Consider the following 21888-nt stretch of genomic DNA (forward strand, 5'->3'; position numbering starts at 1 on the left):
TGTGAAAGGTAAAGGTCAACAGAAAACTCAACTCACGATCCCATAAAGTCCTAAAATATTGTTAATTTCCCTCATCCCTCCTCCTTCAACTTACAGTAATACCCTTAAATAACTATGGCTATCGGCTACGTCGCCCTCGTACTTCACGCGCATCTACCCTTCGTTCGTCACCCAGAAAGTGACTATGTATTAGAAGAAGAATGGCTTTATGAAGCCATCACCGAAACATACATTCCTTTATTAAAAGTATTTGAGGGCTTAAAGAGAGACGGTATCGACTTTAAAATTACCATGAGTATGACACCGCCTCTGGTGTCCATGCTCCGTGACCCCCTACTGCAAGAACGCTATGACGCACACTTAGCCAAATTAGAAGAACTGACAGAACTAGAAGCCGAGCATAATATCAATAATGGCCATCTTCGTTACCTAGCTGAACACTACGCCACTGAGTTTAACGAAGCGCGTCAGGTATGGGAAAAGTACAATGGTGATTTGGTAACAGCATTTAAGCAATTCCAAGATACTAATAACCTAGAAATTATTACTTGTGGTGCTACCCACGGCTATCTACCACTGATGAAAATGTACCCCCAAGCGGTGTGGGCGCAAATTCAAGTAGCTTGTGAACACTATGAGCAAACCTTTGGCCAATCCCCCAGAGGTATTTGGTTACCAGAATGCGCTTACTATGAAGGTGTGGAGCGAATGCTGGCGGATGCTGGTTTACGCTATTTCCTCACGGATGGACATGGGATTTTATACGCCCGTCCCCGCCCCCGCTTTGGTACTTATGCGCCAATTTTTACAGAAACTGGTGTGGCGGCTTTTGGTCGAGACCATGAATCTTCTCAGCAGGTATGGTCATCTGAGGTGGGTTATCCGGGTGCAGCAGAATATCGGGAATTTTACAAGGATTTGGGCTGGGAAGCCGAATATGAGTACATTAAGCCCTATATTATGCCCAATGGTCAACGCAAAAATACCGGCATTAAGTATCATAAAATTACCGGGCGGGGTTTAGGTCTTTCCGACAAGGCACTTTATGATCCCTATTGGGCAAGGGAAAAAGCGGCAGAACACGCTGCGAACTTCATGTATAATCGTGAACGACAATCTGAGCATTTACACGGTATCATGGGTCGCCCGCCAATTATCGTTTCGCCCTATGATGCAGAGTTATTTGGCCACTGGTGGTATGAGGGACCCTGGTTTATTGATTACCTGTTCCGCAAGTCATGGTATGATCAACAAACTTATAAAATGACTCATCTAGCTGATTATTTACGCGCAGAACCCACTCAGCAGGTTTGTCGTCCTTCCCAGTCGAGTTGGGGTTATAAGGGTTTTCATGAGTATTGGTTAAATGAAACAAATGCTTGGATTTATCCACATTTACACAAAGCAACGGAACGGATGATTGAAATATCCCGCTTGGAAGCTGAAGACCAATTGCAAGAAAAGGCTCTCAACCAAGCTGCGCGGGAACTTTTACTAGCACAGTCTTCTGACTGGGCTTTTATTATGCGGACAGGAACTATGGTACCTTATGCTGTACGCAGAACGCGATCGCACTTGATGCGTTTTAATAAGCTCTATGAAGATGTGAAAATTGGTAAGGTTGATAGTGGTTGGTTAGAAAAGGTGGAATTAATGGATAATATTTTCCCTGACATCAACTATCGGGTTTACCGTCCTTTATAGGATAGCTGTTAAAACCCATTTCCCTGGCTTCTCACCAGAGGTTGGGGATTAGTATTTTGAGTTTTTTGTGTTTCTTGACATCTCCCCCGGTTGAAACACAGGGGATTCTAAACTGATTACGATATGATTTACTTAATCTATTAAATAAATCACATTGTTTTGGGAGTGTCAAAGCTCCCCTACCCACCTTGGCTAAGGTTATATTTAGCTGTGTGGCTACTTAGGCAGAGCATCTTTTGGGTTTTTCACCATATTTATGGATGCTTTTTTGATTTTAACTGAACAGAAATGCTTTGTAAATGCCTGTCAAAGCTTTTTGTGTTAAGGATACGACAGGATAAATCCTTTTGAGTCACGTTTCATCCCCTCTCTAAAGAGTAGGGGTTCTCACGCTCCCACTATATTCTGATAGGGTTTTTGGTTCTGTATGCTCAGTGATCAAGCCTTTTTTATACCAATGGAGTAGAAACCAAGTTCCCTATTCCCTATTCGCTGCAATTTTTCCATCTTTAGGTTAAGTTTGAAGTAATTTGGTGATTTAATCCCAGGAGCTATTGCTATGGATGTACTGATTGAATCTACAAGGGATTTTGAGCAGGATTTAGAGCAATTTAGTAATACAGAAAAATTTAAGATTATTAAAAAATTGAATAGCTATGTTGAGTTACTCTCAATAGACAAAAATCTGTTTTACAAACATAGCGCACAGTTAAGAAATATCAGACTCAAGGAAAATTATGATTCTTCTATCTATTCTCTGAGGATTAATGAAAATCTGAGAATTATTCTCACGATTGATGATGATCCTATTTTTGAGAGAACTGTAATCACTTTATTTAGAGCAGTTAAGGCTGAAGATGCAGCAAAAGCATATAATTCAGTTGCAGAAACTCTTTATCAAGATTTCACTATAGAGAATCCAGAGATTGAGGTTCCTACTTGCTAATGGTAAAAATTAAGCCCCTTTTAGATGAGTATGGTGTCATCCATGAAGCAATTAAGATTTTACCACAAGATTTGAAACTTGATTTTCTGGAAGCTTTGGCGGAATTGCAGGATAATGAGTGTCATAGAACCAGAAACTTTCCTAAAACCCGACTCCATAAAGTCACAGGCATTAAACAAGCTATATATAGAGCAGACATCGATAAAATATCAGGATGGCGCATCCATATTCAATATATTGAAGGAAAAATACATTTAAAAGACATCATCGAAGGTCAACAACATGATGATGTGATTAAAGTGATTAAGTCAAAGAAAGATAGGTACGAATAAACATTGTCAAACCCCTATAGCTTAAGCCATGCTACGCTGTTACAAACAAAAATACGTCCGCCATCCCGGATAAATCCTGCAGCTAATCAAACTGAATACTGGAATTTTGCCTAGTTTACTGATTTGAGAATCTCCGGGAATCTGGACAAGTTCAGGTGATAGAGTTAATTATCATACATGAAATGATTGGGGTTATCACTCTCCTCCACAGGCCAATCCTCATTTTCGCCACCAATATATAAATCTTCTATAGTCACATATTCCTCATTTAACTGTTTGAGAGCGTTGATTAAAATGTCAAGAGCGATCGCATCTGCGGTTCCCATGTCAAACCAACAACGGGCCCATTGTCCTTCATACTCAAACTCGCCCATATTGTGCATGAGTGCCAATAAGCTTTTATCATACCCTTGGGAGTCATAATTCATATAGCTGATTTCCAGTCCTGTTTCTTGAACTTGGAGATTTTCGGCATTAAATGCGCCTAATTTTCCCAGATAGAACCAAGAGTTAAAAACTTCTTCTACGTATTGCTTTTCACCTTCAGATGGAATTGTACTGAACTTTAACCAAATCCACACATCAAAAGGGTTAATTTCACGGAACTGAATTTGCATCGCGGGGGAATATTTAGGTTACTTTCAAAATCAGCATATCAGGCTAGGGAACGGGAAGACGCGACGAATCGCGCCTGTATGTGATTATTCCCCATTTTCAGTTAATTATTCCAACTATTCAGGGTGTTAAAGGTATTATTACGTTCCCGCTCTATTTGTTTGACCAAATCCCCTGGAAGTTGGGATCTTTTAGCCAAGGCTTTGTCGAAGTTAACTACAGCTTCTTGGATGATTGACTGACTTTTAATTTGTTGTCCTTGTTCTCTGAGGATTTGAGCTTTGAGATAATACAATTCTGGATGTTCAGATGTAGTTTTTAAAGCACTGTTGACATATTCTAAAGCCTGGGAATACTGTTTTAAATCCCGATAAGCAACGGCTATACCTCTATCCGCCAGGTATTTAGGTCCAGCATTCACCTTTAATCTAGCAATTGCATCATCGGGATTGGCGAAGGGTAAATTTACAGCTAGCATCAAGTCCATATAGCCTTTGAGTAAATTCAGTTCTGGATCTTGAGGGGCGATCGCCTCAGCCCTGTCTAAATATTGATATACTTGACGCAGGCGAGTTAAAGCTTGTGGCGCACCTCTGAGGGTACCTTCACGGGTAATAATTGTTGCTCCTTGAAAAAAGTGTCCCACAGCGGTGTATATATTCCCACGTAATTCGTCTGTAGCAATCAGTTTTTCTGCGGCTTCTAGGGTTTTCTGGCTATAAGTCTCCAGTTTGGCTAAATCTTTATTGGCGTAGGCTAAAGAGGCCTTCATGGCGTAAGCTAAAGGTTCGTTGGGTTCGGTGGATATCGCTTTTTCCAGGTAACTTTCGGCGGCTAGATAATCACCTTTTTGGAAAATTGCCTTAAAAGCGGCTTCTGTATTGTCTCCAATATTACGAGGTTCATTGCTTCGGAATGGGTCTCCGGCTAAAGAGGGATTAACCCATAAATTAAGTGCTATGACTGCTGTAAAGGTTGTCTGAGCTAGCTTGGTGAGTTGAGAAAGGCGTTTATTCATGGTCACCCTAAAAAATAAATATTGTTAACATCGTGGCCAGTAATACTTAAAATCCCGAGAAAATTAACTATAATTCCTATCGCTTTCAACCTCAATATTGTACAAAGGTAGACTGTGGTTGTCATGGCTAGTTCCCGTTGTCCCTTGTCTTTTTTGCAGGTGAAGTCTGTCAGAGTCTAGAAAAGGAGAACAGCGGTTAAGCTATGGAAAATTATCATCACGAGTGATTCGCCAACTTTTTATTAGTCCTGACAAATGCTCTATATTAGAAATCTCAGTTATCATCCTACAGCCAGCCCAGTGGCGATTCTAAAATCGATTAATCTAGAATTAGCACCCCAGCAGCTGGGTATGATTATTGGTCCGAGCGGTTCAGGTAAAAGTACTTTACTAGAAATTTTATCTGGACTAGCTGAACCAACTTCAGGGTCAGTTTTTTGGCGGGAACAAGAACTTATCCCCGAACAGCTACAACAATTAGCTGGGTTAGTGTTTCAGTTCCCAGAGCGGCACTTTTGCGGTGGTACAATTTTAGAAGAATTGCGTTTAGGACATCCTGAATTAGGTTCACAGCGAGTTAGACAAGCATTAAGCGCCGTGGGGTTAGAGCATTTATCCCTTGGTGCAGCACCCCATGCTTTAAGTGGTGGACAGCAGCGGCGTTTGGCTTTGGCTGTGCAATTGATTCGTCAACCCAATATATTATTATTGGATGAACCCACAGCAGGTTTAGATTGGTCAATGCGTCAGCAATTAGTTAATTTATTAGCGAAACTCAAAGAAGATTGGATGCTGTTGATTGTCACCCATGATGCTGGGGATATGCTGGCGATCGCTGATCGTTGTTGGACACTGAACCACGGTGAACTACAGTCAGTAGAACCGGAGATCCTCAAAGCGAAAATTAAAGAAACCCAAACACCTGTATAAAACAGTTAAATACTGACTGATGACTAACTCATTGCCAGAAATGGCACATATATGGCAGCATACCCTGAATTGGCTACCCCAGGAAGAGCAGCAACACAAATTTCAGCAGTTGTATGAATTAATTATAGAAGGTAATCGGCAATTAAACTTAACTCGCATTACCGAACCACAAGAATTTTGGGAAAAACATCTTTGGGACTCACTACGAGGAATTGCACCACAAGGGGGATTGATTCCATCTGTTTTAGAAAATGCTTCTGTAATTGATATTGGTACAGGTGCGGGTTTTCCCGGTGTTCCCGTAGCAATTGCTCTGCCTAATTGTGAAATTACTCTGGTAGATTCAACCAGAAAGAAAGTTAATTTTATTGACGATGTATTGACTAAATTAACTCTTAGCAATAGCAAAACTGTGGTTGGGAGGGCTGAGGAAATAGGTCATCATCCCCAGTACCGCAAAACCTACGATGTAGCTTTAATTAGGGCTGTTGGTAATGCGGCGGTTTGTGCGGAGTATACTCTACCATTACTTAAACAGGGTGGTTTGGCTGTAATTTATCGTGGTAATTGGACTGTAGAGGAAACTACAGCTTTGCAAAATGCTGTTAGCCAATTAGGTGGGGTAATTGAATTAGTTGATCAATTTACCACACCTTTAACTAACAGCATGCGTCATTGCTTATATTTGCGGAAAGTTGCAACTACCGCAGCTAGTTTTCCCCGCGCTGTTGGTATACCGACTCAAAAGCCCCTATGAGTTTATGCTAAACCCAATCTATCCAAAATAAAAGCGTCTTCAAAAGCTAGCTCTCGCAAGCTTTCATAACGTCCAGATGGTCCGCCATGTCCGGACTCCATGTTGGTTTTGAGCAACAGCAGATGATCATCTGTTTTCAGTTCCCGGAGTTTGGCTGTCCATTTGGCGGGTTCCCAATATTTGACCCGGGAATCATTTAAACCGGCGGTAATCAATGTATCTGGGTAATCTGTGGCGGCGACGTTATCATAGGGTGAGTAGGATTTCATGTAGTCATAATAAACTTTGTCGTTGGGATTTCCCCATTCTTCCCATTCCATTGCTGATAGGGGTAGGGAAGTATCTAAAATTGTGGTGACTACATCCACAAAGGGAACGTTAGCTACAACCACTTTAAACAAATCAGGACGCATATTCATTACTGCACCCATCAATAAACCCCCCGCACTACCCCCGGTAATTGCTAGGCGATCGCACCTTGTCCAACCTTGACTAATTAAATACTCTGCACAGGCAATAAAATCTGTAAAGGTGTTCTTTTTTTGTAAAAATTTGCCTTGTTCATACCACTTGCGCCCCATTTCTTCACCACCACGAATATGAGCAATGGCAAATACTACTCCCCGATCTAATAGTGTTAGTCTGGTGGATGAAAATGATGGGGGGTAAGAGGAACCATAGGCACCGTATCCTGTGAGTAACAAAGGGTTTTTACCATCTTTATTGGTTCCCCGTTTGTAAACAATGGAGATGGGGACTTTTGTCCCGTCCGTGGCGGTGGCCATGAGCCATTGACTTTCATATTGACTGGGGTTGTATCCTCCCAAAACTTCCGTCTGTTTTTTTAATTCCCGCTGATTTGTTTCCATGTTGTAATCAAAAACAGATTGGGGAGTAATTAAAGAAGTATAATTAAACCGCAGTACTTGAGTGTTAAATTCTGGGTTACTACCTTCAAAAAATTCATAGGTTGGTTCTGGGAAAATTATATTATTTTCCTCTCCTGTCGATAGGTTTTGTACCCTTGCAGTTTGCAATCCGCCTTTTCTTTCATAAATTACCAGGTGATTGGCAAACAGACTGACCCCTAATAATAGCACATCTTCTCTGTGGGGAATGATGGTTTCCCAATTTTCTAGGGATGGGTTATCTACAGGTGTTTTGACTAATTTAAAATTAGTGGCTGCGTCGTTGGTGACAATATAAAAGTTATTATTATGATGGTCTACATCATATTCTACTCCTGTAGTCCGGGGGCGAATGATCTGAAAATTACCATAAGGATTATTAGCATCTAAATAGTGAATTTCTGTGGTGATGCTACTTTGCATCACCATGAATATATATGATTGGCTGCGGGTTTTCTCAACGTGTAAATGATAGATATCATCTTTTTCTTCATATATCAATACATCTTCTTGCGGACAATTTCCTAATTTATGTTTTAGGAGTTGGTAGGGACGATTAGCATCATCAATTCTAGTGTAAAATGCTGTTTGATTATCGTTACTCCAGGCCAAGGAGAAATAAGTTTTGGGAATGGTTTCTGGATATAACTGATGTGTGTTGAGGTCAAGGAAACACAACAGATATTCCTCTGAGCCTGTAGTATCAAAAGAATAAGCTAATATTTGATGATTGGGGCTGATGGCAAATACACCTAAATCAAAAAAATCGTGACCTTGAGCTAATTCATTTTCATCTAAGAGGATTTCTTCTGGTGCTTCTAAACTACCTTTTTTCCGGCAATGAATGGGATAGGATTTACCGGCTTCAGTACGAGAATAATAATAATATTCATCTTTTCGGGATGGAAATGATAAATCTGTTTCTTTAATGCGGGAGAGCATTTCATTGTAAAGCTGGGTTTGCAGCGCTTCTGTATGCTGCATCATTGCTGCTGTATAGGCGTTTTCTGCTTCTAGATAGGGGATGAGTTGTGGGTGGTCTAGGTCACGCATCCAAAAGTATTTATCTAGACGGCGATCGCCATGCAATTCTAAAACCTGGGGGTGTTCCTCAGCAATGGGCGGTGTGACTATTTTGTTTAAAACTTGGTCTTTATTCATTAATGTTTAACCTATGGTCAATCAAGTACTCACTAGCTATTCCTCAGGTAAGATGAGCTAGAAATTTTAGTTGGGCGATGAGAGTTTCTCTTTAAACTACATAAGCCAAGTGCTGGTATTACTCCGAGAATGATAGCTTTAAATGATTGTTCACTCCAATACAATATAGGAGTATGATGTATTTGGGGCATCAAATTTCGTACTAAGGAAAGAAACCCAGTAAAAAGACTGATACCTAAAAAGCATACAGAAGGCAGGAAAATCCATAACCAGGCTGGTTTGGCGTAGCGTCGCAACACTAACCATTGGCACAGTCCTAGCCAGATACCGCTGGAAATATAGAGAATTGTTGACAAAAGTCCTGTGATGGCAAACTCAGGAAAAATATATCTTACCCAGTTCATGGTAGCGGTGTAGGCAATCAACCAACCTGCACTGGTAGCTACTGTCCATAGCCTACCGGAAATATAGCTACCTAGAACAAGGGCTTGATCGGCGGCAAAAACTACTGCAAATATCATGCTGCTGAGTATTTTGACCCAAGGGAAAGAATCGGTAGCAGCTAAATTGCCCAGGATGATCCCTTCTAAAGCTATGCTGGCTATGGTAGCTACAAACCATCCGCAGATAGTGATCAAGGTAAACTGAAGAAAAAACTTGCGTCTTTCCAGTGGGGGTATTAAGAAATTTTTCGAGTGGGGGGGTAGATGCAACATGGATTGAATGATGAAAGTACAGCATTAACTGTTATGCTGAGAGGTCACCCTCTGGAAAAAGCTTATCTAGTGAATGATAAGCTAAACAGTGGCATAAAAATAATCACTTAGGAAGAAGTGTTAAATGGGTGTTTCGTTAACGGCTCCTCATCTCCTCCGAGCTGCGCGTGGTGAAGTAGTAGATCGTCCTCCCGTCTGGATGATGCGACAAGCAGGACGATATATGAAAGCATATCGAGATTTAAGGGAAAAATATCCTTCTTTCCGCGATCGCTCGGAAATTCCCGAAGTGGCGATCGAAGTTTCCTTACAACCTTGGAAAGCATTCCGCCCAGATGGGGTAATTTTATTTTCGGATATTGTTACCCCTTTACCTGGTTTAGGTATTGAAATGGATATTGCAGAGGGTAAGGGTCCAATTATTCATTCCCCCCTACGGAGCCAAGCACAAATTGATCAGCTGCGTCCCTTAGAACCAGAAGTATGTCTACCCTTTATTAAGACTATCTTGCAGGCTTTACGTCAGGAAGTGGGTAATCAGTCTACGGTTTTAGGCTTTGTGGGCGCACCGTGGACATTAGCAGCTTATGCGGTGGAGGGTAAGGGTTCTAAAACCTACTCCGTAATTAAAAATATGGCCTTCTCAGACCCGACTATGTTGCATCAGCTGTTGGCTAAATTGGCCGATGCGATCGCTGTTTACACTCGCTATCAAATTGATTGCGGCGCTCAAGTGGTGCAGATGTTCGACTCTTGGGCCGGTCAACTCAGTCCCCAAGATTATGATACCTTTGCTCTCCCCTATCAGCAACGGGTGTTTGAGCAAGTTAAACAAACTCATCCTGATACACCGTTAATTTTGTTAGTTAGCGGTAGTGCGGGGGTGTTGGAAAGAATGCCAAAATCAGGTGCTGATATTGTCACCGTAGATTGGGCTGTGGATATGGCCGAAGCTCGGGCGAGATTGGGTAAACAGGTCAAGGTTCAGGGAAATCTTGACCCCGGTGTTTTATTTGGTTCTCAGGATTTCATCCGCGATCGCATTATTGATACAGTGCGTAAGGCTGGTAATTGGGGTCATATCCTCAATCTCGGTCATGGTGTGCTACCAGAAACACCAGAGGAAAATGTGGCTTTCTTCTTTGAAACAGCAAAGCAACTCAAAGCTGTAGGAGTTTAGTTGTATTTCCTCAATCGGCTGTGGGGTGGGCATCTTGCCCGCCCTTATTATATTATACCCCCAACAAATCTTGTTGAGTGGGCATCTTGCCTGCCCCATGATATAGTTTAAGTATTAATTTAAGTATTAATTTAAGTATTAATTTATCAGAAAATACCATGCAAGAAAAACGGATTTTAGTCACTGGTGCCAGTGGTTGTATAGGTCATTATATCACAGAAGCTTTAATTGAAAATACCAGTCACGAGTTATATTTACTGGTGAGAAACCCGGCAAAATTACAAGTTGATACTCAAGTGCGATCGGGTATCAATGTGATTGAGGGTGATATGCAAAAACTTGACTTATTGGCTGATTTGTTACCCACAATTGATACCGCAGTCCTGACCGCTACCGCTTGGGGAGGTGAGCAGACCTTTGATGTGAATGTCTCTAAGACCCTAGAGTTAATCAAAATGCTCGACCCCCAACGCTGTGAACAGGTAATTTATTTTTCCACAGCTAGTGTGTTAGACCGTCATAACCAACCCCTCCCGGAAGCGGGGGAAATTGGTACTGACTATATTCGTTCTAAATATGATTGTCTGCAAAAGATGTCCCAGCTAGAAATCGCCGGGAAAATTACTAAGGTTTTCCCTACCTTAGTTTTGGGTGGGGATGAGACTAAGCCCTATTCCCATCTAACAGGGGGGATTGCAGAAGTCACTAAATATATTAACCTAATTCGCTTTTTGCAGGTAGATGGCAGTTTTCATTTTATCCATGGTCAAGATATTGCCACCGTGGTAGAGTATCTAATAGATTCCCCCCCCCAGGCAAATCAAACCCGTCAATTTGTTTTAGGACAACCAGCTTTAACAGCTAACCAAGCAGTGGCGGATGTCTGCGCCTATCTCAATAAAAAAATTTACTTTCGTATTCCTCTATCTTTGGCTTTAGCTAATTTAATTATTACTATATTTCGTATTCAAATGGCGGATTGGGATAGATTCTGTATGAACTATCGTCATTTTAGTTATGAAAATGTGATTAATCCTGGTATTTGGGGTTTGCCAAACTACTGTGCAACCATGAGGGATGTTTTAAGAATTAGCGGTGTCAAGGAGGGGAAAGTATGAAGGGTTTAGTTTTAACCGTGGTGGTCTGGGTGTTAATCTCAACTGTTAAAGGAACAAAAATTAATTGAGGAGGCTGAAAAATATCACCTGCCACTTTCTATAAATCACTAATTGATCTGTGTTAACCTGTTACCAAAAGTTGTGTTTTGAACTCGCTGATATTCCTATTGCGTGGGGAATTGCTCCGATTTAAGTTACAGTTGGGATAACTATCACAGTGTGAGGATTAATACTATATGCGAATCTTACTGGTATATCCAATATTTCCCAAAACCTTTTGGTCTTACGAAAAAATCTTGGCATTAGTCGATCGCAAAGTTTTATTACCACCTTTGGGTTTAGTAACAGTGGCGGCAATTTTACCCCAAGAATGGGAGTTTAAGCTAGTTGATCGCAATATTCGCCCGGTGACAGCAGCAGAATGGGATTGGGCGGATGTGGTAATTTTCTCGGCCATGATTGTCCAAAAGCAAGATTTATTAGGGCAAATTCAAGAAGCAAAACAACGTGGTAAGTTAGTGGCTGTGGGTGGTCCTTATCCCACTTCTGTACCCCACGAGGTACAAAATGTCGGTGCTGATTTTCTGATTCTCGATGAAGGGGAAATCACCCTACCCATGTTTATTGATGCTATTCAACGGGGTGAAACTTCTGGAGTTTTCCGCGCTACAGAAAAACCTGATGTCACAACTACGCCCATCCCGCGGTTTGATTTACTAGAATTGGATGCCTATGATATGATGTCGGTGCAGTTTTCCCGTGGGTGTCCCTTCCAGTGCGAATTCTGCGACATTATTGTACTCTATGGCCGTAAACCCCGCACGAAAACCCCAGCCCAACTATTAGCAGAGTTAGATTACCTCTATAAGTTGGGTTGGCGGCGGGGTGTGTTTATGGTAGATGATAACTTTATCGGTAATAAGCGTAATGTGAAATTGTTACTCAAAGAGTTAAAAGTCTGGATGGCTGAACATCAGTATCCTTTCCGCTTTGACACTGAGGCCTCTGTGGATTTGGCACAAGATCCAGAAATGCTGGAGTTGATGGTGGAGTCTGGTTTCTCGGCGGTGTTCTTGGGGATTGAAACCCCAGATGAGGAGAGTCTGCAATTAACTAAGAAGTTTCAAAATACTCGCGGTTCCCTAGCTGATGCTGTGCAAACTATTATTAAGGCTGGACTGCGGCCTATGGCTGGGTTTATTATTGGCTTTGATGGCGAAAAAGCCGGCGCTGGCGATCGCATTGTCAGATTTGCCGAACAAGCGGCGATTCCCTCTACTACCTTCGCCATGTTACAAGCGCTACCCAATACAGCATTGTGGCATCGTCTCACAAAAGAAGGACGACTACGGGAAAATCAAGATGGTAACATCAACCAAACCACATTAATGAATTTCATCCCTACCCGTCCTCTGGAAGATATTGCCAGGGAATATATTGACGCGTTCTGTACTTTATATGACCCGATTAAATACTTAGACCGCACCTATCGCTGTTTCTTGATGATGGGTTTACCAAAATGGAAAGCCCCAGCTAAGATGCCAGAATGGGTAGTTGTGAAAGCGTTACTCATTGTCATTTGGCGACAAGGGATTAAACGGGAAACTCGTTGGAAATTCTGGCATCATTTATTTAGTATCCTCAAACGTAATCCGGGAGTTTTAGAACACTATATCTCTGCGTGTGCCCACAACGAGCATTTTCTAGAGTATCGCCAAATTGTCCGCGACCAGATAGAAAGTCAGTTGGCTGCGTATTTAGCACAAGGGAAAGAGGAACCTTATGTATTAGTAGAGAAAAAAGCCGAGGCGGTGGCTAGTTAGGAGATATCTCCCCAGGTAATGTAGAGACTCACTATCGCCAGTCTCTACATTACCGATGATTTTCCCCAGGACTCACACAAGTTAAGTTGATCCTGAATGACTTTCTTGATAGATGATTTCTTGAAACTGAATCATATCTTTTTGCGGGTCTGCATGAGCAACTTTTACTAATAGCTGTTCGCCTAATCCCACGGAACGTTTAAAGAACATGGGGAACTGTAGCCCTAGGTCTTCTAATAAGATTAGTCCTAAGTTGCTATCTTCTCGTAGCCACATTAACAGTGTGACATCCCACACTTTATCTGGATGACGGCGCAAATATTCTAAAGCCCAATATCTATTAGTTTGCCGTTCTACCATTGTCACTTCTTGGGTGGTAGATGTGACTGTCATCATCACTTCTTTGAGCTGTTCGGCGGAAAAAGGCGGAACATCACCGCGCAAATGGGCTTTAAGTTGAAAGTGAGTCAATAAGTCACTGTAGCGCCGGATGGGAGAGGTTGCTTGAGTGTAGGTATTTAAACCCAAACCAGCATGACGTACAGGGGTGATACTCATTTCACTCTTGGGCATACAACGGCGCATGGCGCAGGCGCGGACAAATCCGGCGGGGAGTAACAGCAGCTCCTCGTCTGGGGGTAATTCTGGTTGTGGTTGACCACGAAATGGCAAAGGTATATTGTGAAGTTGACCGTAACGGGCGGCTACTTCACCAGCCAAAATCATCATTTCTGCTACCAACTGCCGCGATGAGGAATCATCTAAAATATCAATGTCGATCTGATCGTTTTTAACTTTGATCATAGCCTCGGGCATACTGATGCTGATGGCTCCTTGATTATACCGCCAAGATTTGCGCCGTTTTGCCCAGTTGGCGATCGCCTCAATTTCAGGTTCTGCTTGCACTCCCAATTCCAGCATCTCATCTACATCTTCGTAGGTGAGGCGATAGGTAGGTTTAATCAAGCTCGGATGAATGGTATAATCTTCTATCCCCCCTGTTTGATCTAATACCACCCCAAAGCTCAAGGCGCAACATATCTTTCCCTGTACCAAGCTCATGGGGCCTGTTGCCAACAATTCTGGGAACATGGGAACCATACCCGTCGGCAAATAAACTGTACTTCCCCGTTTTCTGGCTTCCAGGTCTAATTCATCTTCTGGCGCTAACCAGCGGGTGGGGTCAGCAATATGCACCCACAATCGTTCCCGCCCTTCTGGAAGTAGTTCCCAACTTAAACCATCGTCTATCTCCGTCGTGCTTTCATCATCAATTGTGTATACCTTTAAACCAGACAGATCTAGGCGATTTGTATCTAAGTCAGTAGGGGGGGAATCTAAGCGTTGTTGCGCCACTTCTAATACCTTGCTAGGAAACTGAACCGGAATTGCGGAACGACGCACAAACAAGTTTTCATGAGCATCCCACCAACCCAAATCTATTAACAATTGCAAGGCTGCTGGGGGGGTAGCAGTACGACCGAGCATATTCATTGTTTCTAACACTGGAGCTGGGGGAGGATATGATCGGGCTAGGTTATCATAATTTACTCCTAACCGCACAACATCCGCCAGCAGAGCCGCGTATTTTTCCAGTGCTTCTAATCGCTGGCGGTCATGACGTTGCCAATCCACTGTTTCACCCCGCAGGGCTTGCTCTACACGAGCCAAAAATTCCTGCTGTCCCCTGGCTTTAAGTGCCTTAATTTCGATTTGGTGTTTTAGCTCTGCTACCTGAACAGCTGTTCGTGGTTCATAAGCGTCTCCCTTTTGCTTGAAATACAGTTTATCTTCTGATAACAAACAATGGGCGGCATAACAAGCAGCTGGTTCTGATTCGGAAAACAGCAGGTTGGCCATTTGCGCTGGTGTGACTGTTTCCCCATCTTCTACCAGTAATTCCCAAGCTACTTCTAAACTAGAGGGATCTATGTAAGGTTCAACTTGCCCTTGAAAACTCTCTATATCCGAGGACTTATAGGTTTGTCCGTTAACTATATAACTAATTTGTCTGGGGGCGAGGCTGTGGGATTGACCACGTTCATCGATCACAAACCAACGGGTCTTACCGTCCGGGCGTTCTACTACACCCAAACGGCGATCGCCTTGAACCCTAAATTCAACTAGCGTACCCTTCTCCACAACTCTCGCTATTTATTGGTGAACATTTTTAATAGTTTCAAGTTCTGAGTTAGGAGTTTTGATTCTTAACTCATCACTCATAACTCATGACTTGTTTTTACGCTTCTGCATTGACAAATGGCAATAAAGCCACAATCCGCGCCCGTTTAATTGCCACTGTCAAATCTCGCTGTTGCTTACAGGTCAGCCCTGTAATCCGACGTGGTAATATTTTACCCCGTTCGGTAATAAACTTGCGCAACAAATCAACATCTTTATAATCGATTGGTTCTCCTGGCTTAATGGGAGACAGGCGACGACGATAATAACTCATCTTTACTTAATTTCCTTATGAACAGTATGTTTGTTGCAATGGGTACAGAACTTTTTCAGCTCTAACCGGTTAGTCGTGTTGCGACGGTTCTTGGTGCTAGTATATCTGGAAACACCTGGCGATCGCTTATCTGGGTTACTACGACACTCAGTACATTCGAGTGTAACTATTATGCGGACACCTTTACTCTTAGCCATAATCTTAACAAACAGTCAAGCCTGAAGAGAATTAACACAAATTACTATCTTATCACACTTCGGCGCATTTTCTCAGCTAATCGCTTAATTTTAATATCTAAGGAGTAACCCCGGCGGGAAGAAACTATCAAAGTGCCAGCATAGCGATCATGGAGAGCTTGCTGCATCTGATTGTCAGACAAAGCCGCCCCACAGTCAATTGCTAAGGGAAGCAATAGCAGTATAGCCGTGGGATTAGCTATGATATTACTCAGGGCAATTGACACCAAAAGCGCACCAGTGCCGATTATAGCTTCTCGCTGTAGGAGCGATCGCATGGTAGGAACTCTGCCGGTGATTTCTCCATTGCTAACTTCTAGTACTTTTAGGTCAAAAGCCCAACGCCCTAAACTTTGTCCTTGATTGTTGTAAACTATCACCACCCGAAAAATTACCCAGAAGCATAGAAAAACGAGGATTTGCAGTATCTGGATACCAACTTGACCGCTTCCCAATATGGAACTAATTAACCAGACTCCCAAGAAATCCAGCCCCAAAGACATTCCTCGCCGCAAAATATCGGCTTGAGGATAGTGTATTTGGGGAACTCGTTCTATAGTCATAAAAAACGATGTGCAGAACCCATCTGAATTATAGTAGTCATTAAAGCTCAGTTAATCTCCCTTGGCACTAGCAGGAGTCCCTGAGAAACCTAGACCTAGTGGAAAACAGGTATAGGAGTGTGTCACATTACCGCCAAACCCGCACCATTTGAGAATTTTAGTCTATGCAACTACTTAAAACAACCGCTCCAGATTTTTCCGTTAGATTCAAAGCACTGGTGAGCGATCGCCGGGAAGCAACGGTTGATGTTAGTGGTACAGTGAAAAATATTCTGGCTGATGTGAAAGTGCGCGGCGATGTGGCAGTTAAAGAATATACCAGCCGCTTTGATCACTATACTCCCCCATCCTTGCATTTAAGCGCCGATTTTATTGCCGAACAAGCAGCACAATGTCCGCAAAATGTCAAGGAATCTCTCCAACTAGCAGCCGACAGAATCGGGTCTTTTCACCAAAAACAACTCCCCCAAAATATTGGTTACACCGACACAGCAGGAGTCAAACTAGGATTAAATTGGGTTTCCCTCTCCCAGGTGGGTATCTATGTCCCCGGAGGACGCGCCAGTTATCCGAGTTCTGTACTGATGAATGCCCTACCTGCTAAAATAGCGGGAGTGGATAGGATTGTTATGGCAGTACCTATGCCAGGGGGTGCGATTAACCCCGCAGTCCTCGCTGCTGCCCAAATTGCCGGGGTGACAGAAATTTATAGTATAGGGGGAGCCCAGGCGATCGCCGCTTTAGCCTATGGTACAGAAACTATTGCCCCTGTAGATAAAATTGTCGGTCCAGGTAACGCCTATGTTGCCGAAGCCAAACGCCAGGTATTTGGAACAGTGGGTATTGACAGTGTAGCTGGACCGTCGGAAATCTTGGTAGTAGCAGATAGCCAAAATAACCCAGAATGGATCGCCTGGGATTTACTCTCCCAAGCAGAACACGACCCCAGCGCCCAGTCAATTTTAATTACCGATTCTGCCCAGTTTGCCCAGGATGTGATCCAATCCATTGAGCAGATTCTCACCCATCTCCCCAGCAAAGAAGTAGCAACCGCCAGTTGGCAAAAACATGGCGCGGTGATTTTAGTCGAAGACCTCACCGACAGTATACCACTATTAAATCAGTTAGCTCCCGAACACGTGGAACTGTGCATAGATAACCCCCAAGAATTTGCTGATCAGATTAAATGTGCGGGGAGTATGTTTTTAGGACGTTACACCCCAGAAGCCATTGGGGATTACCTAGGCGGACCTAACCATGTACTTCCCACCGCCCGGTCAGCCCGTTTTGCCTCCGGTTTGAGTGTCTATGACTTTCTCAAGCGAATTACCTATTTAGAGTGTAATCAAGAAGCACTGCAAAAAATAGGTAAAGCCGCTGTAACTCTAGCAGAAACTGAAGGTTTACCAGCCCATGGCGGTAGCGTATCTATCCGCCTACAGTGACCCTCAGTTAATCACCTGACTCCCATGACTGCGGGGGTCATCTTGATTATTAACCGGTGCTACTGGGGCGCGAAATTCGGACACCTCCCCGCTAGTTGGCGCATAAGGTAAAGATGACCCGGTAACTAAGGCTTCTAAGTTACTGGCCATGACCGTACGGGGTTGATCTCCAATACTTTGGGCGATGGTTTCCCCCTCTTTACCTAAAAAGACAAAGTGGGGAATACCATCTACTCGGTATTTGAGCATCTCTGGGAGCCACTTGTTATTATCTACATTCAACATGACAAAGTTTACCCTGTCCCCATATTCTTGTTTGAGTTGAGCAACATCAGGAGCCATTTTTTGGCAGACAGTACACCAGTTAGCGTAAAATTCGACTATTGACGGTTTACCGTTGCTGGTAGCCATTTCTAAGGGAGTTGATGCTTTATCTAGGTCGGCTAAAGAGGCGGAGGCTGTCTGACTTTTCAATCCTAATATTAGAGCTACGCTCAGGGCGATCGCTACTATGGCAATTAAGAAGTTTCTCACCCTGGTTCCGGAGGTGGTTTGAGGCTGAGAAGTAGAATTAATAGGGGATTCTGTAGTCATGGTTAATTTATTAACAGTTATTAACTATTTTAATTTTTAGTTGATAAAAATATGATTGGGGGATGATTGCATCTGTACTCAGGCGATGTGCTTACAGCAGGGTTTCGCGATCGCCCTTGATAATGTAATCTATACAGTAATAACTCAGCTTTTCAGGGGTGTGTATAAATATGATGTCAACACCATAGATATATATTGTCTGTTCTATTGTCACTCACTTTAGTTACTAAGTAATTTATGTGACCCCTAAAAATGATATTTTAACTAACTGAATACACACTTAAAGCTGTACTGTTTTCACTCTAATGATATTCACAAAACTTTCAGCAACATAGCCACAAATTTCTATCATTAAATCAATACACTTAATTGCATTCTCAATAGTTTTGCCGGAATCTTTATATCTAATATTCGTCATATTTGGGACTTCTCTATGTAGGTCTTCAATTTGGTCTTGAATTTGGATTATATTAGATTCAGCTACTTCTAATTGGGCAATTAATTCGGCGGAAATAATATTGTGCCCAATATTTTTATTTTTAACATAAGTATCTACTGTTTGACAAGAACTCTTTATTTCATGTAATTTATGTTGGGCATATAATGATTTTAAAAATTTCTCAGATGCTTGATGTGCATGAAACATTATTGGCTGATAATCTAAATAAAAAGGATTTTTAAAAGCTGATAATGATATATTGATATCAAAAATACCAGCAGCTAATAACTGAACAATCTCATCATCTATCCTTCTTTCTTCTATGTTCGTTTGTAAAAAATTAATTTTGGTGTAGAAGCTTACACCCTTTTTAAATTCCTCATAAATAAAATCTAGATTATTCTCGGCAAGAGAATCTTTCTCTACCTGATTCATATCATCAATTAGTTCTTTTAGCTTGTGCAGCATTTTCTGTTTGTCATATTCATAATCTAGTTTGATGAGAATATGGTAAAGTTTTCCATTTAGCAAAAATGGCTTATAGCCTAAGCTATTAATAATATTTTCTTGATTTGGATATTTTTATTTATACCAATCATAAACTTTAAAAACATTCGACACATCTTCAGAGGATGGTTGAAAATCTATGTTTGAACAAGTTTTAGCTGTATCAGGATATAGTTTTTTTATTACTTGCCAAACACGCTTATTTAAAGGATATTGCGACTCTAATTTTTTATCTTCTGCTGAAATTTTTTCTTCAAAGTTATTGCCATTATTCATTCTAAAATTCTCCTGAAATTAGCGAGTTTAAACATACATATTGATGCGACTCTGGGTTAATTGGTTTCTTTACCATATCAGATACTCAATCAGATGGTCAAGGTTTATTTGTCTTAGGTCTGTGCGGTGATGACGTGGTGATTTTAAATGAGCCGGATTTTCAACCCCGTAAGTGGTGATGGGCGCTTGGATACGGGGCGATCTGCTTGCAGCAGCGCTTCGCTACTTTGCTATTGAAATTATGCCACCATCGGATAATTTGAAAAAACTTCAGGATAAAATACAGGAATATATATTAAATGGTTTTCGTTTAGGTTGGTTAATAAATCGGAAAAAACAGGAAGTAGAAATTTATCGCCCTGGACAAGAACTAGAGATTTTAAAATTGCCATTAACCTTGTCTGGTGAGGATGTTTTACCTGGGTTGGTAGTTAATTTGGGGAAAATTTGGGGATGATATCTGATACCCTAGGGTGGCGCAAGCCATTGTACTAATGCGAAGCGCCTAAGTGGTGTCTCAATGCACCAGTTAATCATTACTGTTGCGCTTGCACCTTAGAAGGTTTAGATAAACCCGAATCTTCTGGATTTAATAAAACCTCAAAAGGATATACACGACTGGTATTAGATGTAATCGGTAAAATCGTTACCGTAGTAGAAGCATTATTATTATAATCATTGCTAACAATCATTACAGGACGGCGTTTATCCATTTCTGACACCACTGCGGGACTAAGATTTGCAAAGTATATTTCACCACCTTTCATCACTGAGTCCATCCCCTACGGTTAAATCCCATTCTGGGTCAATTTCCTGCGATGCTTCCCGGTAAGCTCGTTCTAATTCTTGATAACGCAATAGCTCTATAGCTAATTCAATTACTGCTGAACGAGATTTACAGCCTTTATTTAATTTGTAATTTTCAATAAACTGCAATAAAGAGGATGGTAAAGAAATGGAAATTTTTTCAGATTGCATAATATTACCAATTAGTAACTATTCTCCTAAAACCTAATTATGGTTGGGGGATGATTGCATCTGTACTGAGGCGATCGCCCCATAGATCCCCGACTTCTGAAACTAAATTATCCTAGACAATCTCTAATGATCTAAGAAGTCGGGGATCTTAACCACCCGACATCTGATTAACAATATTCATAGTTTCCACACTCACCCTACACACCCGCATCAACAAATCTATCACCTGTTCTTTATAGTCTGCAAACCGGTAAGTATTAAACTTTTCCGCAATAGTCGGGTCCTTGGGTTTCTTCTCTTTATATTGATCTAAAATCCACTCCAAGGCGCAACGATTGCCTAACATATATTCCCATGCTATACTGGGTACACCTTGTAACGTGGTCACATCATCTAAGATAATACTTCCCTTGCTTTTATCAGCTTTTAACTTGGCCTTGGGTGTGGTTTGGTTACCCTTTAAAGGAATATCAACCCGACTGAGTTTGTAGGGTGTGACGGTTTCATAATTAATATGTAAATCCATGAGTTGTTTACCCCAGTCCACCCATTGGGGAAAGTTATCATATAAAGGTAACCGGGGAAAGTCTCGTTTTAAATTGAGTTCGTATTTTTGGCGGTACTCTGGGTTATGTAGCACCCCATAGGTGTAGTGAAAGATATCTATTTTAGTAATTGTTGTGTCTTGGTAATGGGTGTGAATTTGTTCTAGTCCCCAGTCGGTGATGTTATCTATGCGCTTTCCTTCTTTGTCGTATCTGTACAGGGGGAGACATTGACAACCTGCGGGTAAGCAATTTAAATCAATAATTGTTTTTACGGCTAGACAATGAAAATCTTTAGGTGATGAAAGTCCGGGTATGACTATAACCTTATTCTGACCATTTAAATTTTGTGAAAAAATCTCATAGTGATTTTGAGTCAGTCTATGATTAAATATTTTTTCTGTGTAATGATATAGCTTAAAATATGGTCTATATAAAGATAACTTTACTAGCTCTTGATTAAAAATAACTTTTATACCACTATTGAAATAACTTGTTAGGGAAGAACTCCATTTAATATAATTATTTATAGTTTTTGAAGCAACACAAGAGTTGTACACTTGAATCATGTTTTTCATTTTCTTGATTAAATCTAATTGATTCAAATCATAAACCCATTCATCTCTTGTAGTTTCTACCCCC

General features: G+C 41.6%; 23 protein-coding genes and 1 pseudogene. 10 read left to right on the forward strand and 14 right to left on the reverse strand.

The features are described 5' to 3' along the window. Positions 1-114 precede the first annotated feature (114 nt). The 3 genes from PN457_RS08315 (at position 115) to PN457_RS08325 (ending at position 2982) form a co-directional block, all read left to right on the forward strand. Complete coding sequence (locus PN457_RS08315) at positions 115-1704, forward strand: glycoside hydrolase family 57 protein (protein ID WP_271732584.1); 1590 nt, start codon at positions 115-117, stop codon at positions 1702-1704. Between the two features lie 559 nt (positions 1705-2263). Further along, the gene (locus PN457_RS08320; protein ID WP_271732586.1) at positions 2264-2650 is read left to right on the forward strand and encodes a hypothetical protein; all 387 of its coding nucleotides are present in this window, start codon (positions 2264-2266) and stop codon (positions 2648-2650) included. Beyond that, positions 2650-2982: a hypothetical protein gene (locus tag PN457_RS08325; protein WP_271732588.1), complete on the forward strand. Its 333-nt coding sequence runs from the start codon at positions 2650-2652 to the stop codon at positions 2980-2982. The genes PN457_RS08320 and PN457_RS08325 overlap by 1 nt, the downstream gene beginning before the upstream one ends. Before the next feature lie 164 nt (positions 2983-3146). On the opposite strand, the gene PN457_RS08330 is transcribed toward PN457_RS08325, so the two are convergent. Together PN457_RS08330 and PN457_RS08335 are read right to left on the reverse strand one after the other, a co-directional pair. Next, positions 3147-3599: a DUF3531 family protein gene (locus tag PN457_RS08330; protein ID WP_271732589.1), complete on the reverse strand. Its 453-nt coding sequence runs from the start codon at positions 3597-3599 to the stop codon at positions 3147-3149. A 101-nt stretch (positions 3600-3700) separates the two neighbouring features. Continuing rightward, on the reverse strand, positions 3701-4615 hold the full coding sequence (locus tag PN457_RS08335) for a Sll0314/Alr1548 family TPR repeat-containing protein (RefSeq protein ID WP_271732591.1): 915 nt from the start codon (positions 4613-4615) through the stop codon (positions 3701-3703). Positions 4616-4870: 255 nt separating this feature from the next. Between PN457_RS08335 and PN457_RS08340 the strand changes: the two genes are divergently transcribed. Both PN457_RS08340 and rsmG read left to right on the forward strand, forming a co-directional pair. After that, a complete protein-coding gene (locus tag PN457_RS08340) occupies positions 4871-5545 on the forward strand; it encodes an ABC transporter ATP-binding protein (protein WP_271732592.1) in 675 nt (224 codons plus the stop codon). 19 nt (positions 5546-5564) lie between these two features. Beyond that, positions 5565-6302, forward strand: coding sequence for a 16S rRNA (guanine(527)-N(7))-methyltransferase RsmG (gene rsmG / locus PN457_RS08345; protein ID WP_271732593.1), 738 nt, complete (start codon positions 5565-5567; stop codon positions 6300-6302). A 2-nt stretch (positions 6303-6304) separates the two neighbouring features. Here rsmG and PN457_RS08350 read toward each other — a convergent pair whose 3' ends face one another. Together PN457_RS08350 and PN457_RS08355 are read right to left on the reverse strand one after the other, a co-directional pair. Further along, entirely contained in the window at positions 6305-8371 is a 2067-nt protein-coding gene (locus PN457_RS08350; RefSeq protein WP_271732594.1) for a S9 family peptidase, read from the reverse strand. 32 nt (positions 8372-8403) lie between these two features. After that, positions 8404-9087, reverse strand: coding sequence for a hypothetical protein (locus PN457_RS08355; protein WP_271732596.1), 684 nt, complete (start codon positions 9085-9087; stop codon positions 8404-8406). Between the two features lie 124 nt (positions 9088-9211). Here PN457_RS08355 and hemE point away from each other — a divergent pair, with 124 nt between their 5' ends. The 3 genes from hemE to PN457_RS08370 all read left to right on the forward strand — a co-directional run bounded on the left by hemE (position 9212) and on the right by PN457_RS08370 (position 13208). After that, complete coding sequence (hemE, locus tag PN457_RS08360) at positions 9212-10267, forward strand: uroporphyrinogen decarboxylase (protein WP_271732598.1); 1056 nt, start codon at positions 9212-9214, stop codon at positions 10265-10267. A 158-nt stretch (positions 10268-10425) separates the two neighbouring features. Beyond that, entirely contained in the window at positions 10426-11385 is a 960-nt protein-coding gene (locus PN457_RS08365) for an NAD-dependent epimerase/dehydratase family protein (RefSeq protein WP_271732599.1), read from the forward strand. Positions 11386-11621: 236 nt separating this feature from the next. Continuing rightward, positions 11622-13208, forward strand: a complete 1587-nt coding sequence (locus tag PN457_RS08370) for a B12-binding domain-containing radical SAM protein (protein ID WP_271732600.1) — start codon at positions 11622-11624, stop codon at positions 13206-13208. Between the two features lie 81 nt (positions 13209-13289). Here PN457_RS08370 and PN457_RS08375 read toward each other — a convergent pair whose 3' ends face one another. The 4 genes from PN457_RS08375 to PN457_RS08390 form a co-directional block, all read right to left on the reverse strand. Next, on the reverse strand, positions 13290-15350 hold the full coding sequence (locus PN457_RS08375) for a ribonuclease catalytic domain-containing protein (RefSeq protein WP_271732601.1): 2061 nt from the start codon (positions 15348-15350) through the stop codon (positions 13290-13292). A gap of 97 nt (positions 15351-15447) precedes the next feature. Then, positions 15448-15663 (reverse strand): 30S ribosomal protein S18, encoded by a 216-nt coding sequence (gene rpsR / locus PN457_RS08380; RefSeq protein ID WP_271732602.1) that lies wholly within the window; start codon positions 15661-15663, stop codon positions 15448-15450. Positions 15664-15665: 2 nt separating this feature from the next. Then, entirely contained in the window at positions 15666-15860 is a 195-nt protein-coding gene (rpmG, locus tag PN457_RS08385) for a 50S ribosomal protein L33 (RefSeq protein ID WP_271732604.1), read from the reverse strand. A gap of 44 nt (positions 15861-15904) precedes the next feature. Continuing rightward, a complete protein-coding gene (locus tag PN457_RS08390; protein ID WP_271732605.1) occupies positions 15905-16462 on the reverse strand; it encodes an RDD family protein in 558 nt (185 codons plus the stop codon). A 164-nt stretch (positions 16463-16626) separates the two neighbouring features. On the opposite strand from PN457_RS08390, the gene hisD reads away from it, so the two are divergent. Then, complete coding sequence (gene hisD / locus PN457_RS08395) at positions 16627-17907, forward strand: histidinol dehydrogenase (protein WP_271732607.1); 1281 nt, start codon at positions 16627-16629, stop codon at positions 17905-17907. 3 nt (positions 17908-17910) lie between these two features. Here hisD and PN457_RS08400 read toward each other — a convergent pair whose 3' ends face one another. The 3 genes from PN457_RS08400 to PN457_RS08410 form a co-directional block, all read right to left on the reverse strand. Beyond that, a complete protein-coding gene (locus tag PN457_RS08400; RefSeq protein WP_271732608.1) occupies positions 17911-18501 on the reverse strand; it encodes a thioredoxin family protein in 591 nt (196 codons plus the stop codon). A 280-nt stretch (positions 18502-18781) separates the two neighbouring features. Continuing rightward, positions 18782-19471 (reverse strand): HEPN domain-containing protein, encoded by a 690-nt coding sequence (locus PN457_RS08405; protein WP_271732610.1) that lies wholly within the window; start codon positions 19469-19471, stop codon positions 18782-18784. Positions 19472-19522: 51 nt separating this feature from the next. Then, complete coding sequence (locus tag PN457_RS08410) at positions 19523-19723, reverse strand: hypothetical protein (protein WP_271732611.1); 201 nt, start codon at positions 19721-19723, stop codon at positions 19523-19525. A 226-nt stretch (positions 19724-19949) separates the two neighbouring features. Here PN457_RS08410 and PN457_RS08415 point away from each other — a divergent pair. Next, positions 19950-20180, forward strand: a pseudogene (locus tag PN457_RS08415) (Uma2 family endonuclease); the annotation flags it as partial. 79 nt (positions 20181-20259) lie between these two features. Here the strand turns inward: PN457_RS08415 and PN457_RS08420 are convergent. The 3 genes from PN457_RS08420 to PN457_RS08430 all read right to left on the reverse strand — a co-directional run. Beyond that, complete coding sequence (locus PN457_RS08420) at positions 20260-20502, reverse strand: type II toxin-antitoxin system PemK/MazF family toxin (RefSeq protein ID WP_271732613.1); 243 nt, start codon at positions 20500-20502, stop codon at positions 20260-20262. Continuing rightward, positions 20477-20701, reverse strand: a complete 225-nt coding sequence (locus PN457_RS08425; protein WP_271732614.1) for a ribbon-helix-helix domain-containing protein — start codon at positions 20699-20701, stop codon at positions 20477-20479. The genes PN457_RS08420 and PN457_RS08425 overlap by 26 nt, the downstream gene beginning before the upstream one ends. 148 nt (positions 20702-20849) lie before the next feature. Further along, the coding region (locus PN457_RS08430; protein ID WP_334310754.1) for a type ISP restriction/modification enzyme at positions 20850-21888 on the reverse strand (1039 nt) is incomplete at its 5' end.

This window comes from Anabaenopsis arnoldii (assembly GCF_028331025.1).
In the GTDB taxonomy this organism is placed as follows: domain Bacteria; phylum Cyanobacteriota; class Cyanobacteriia; order Cyanobacteriales; family Nostocaceae; genus Anabaenopsis; species Anabaenopsis arnoldii.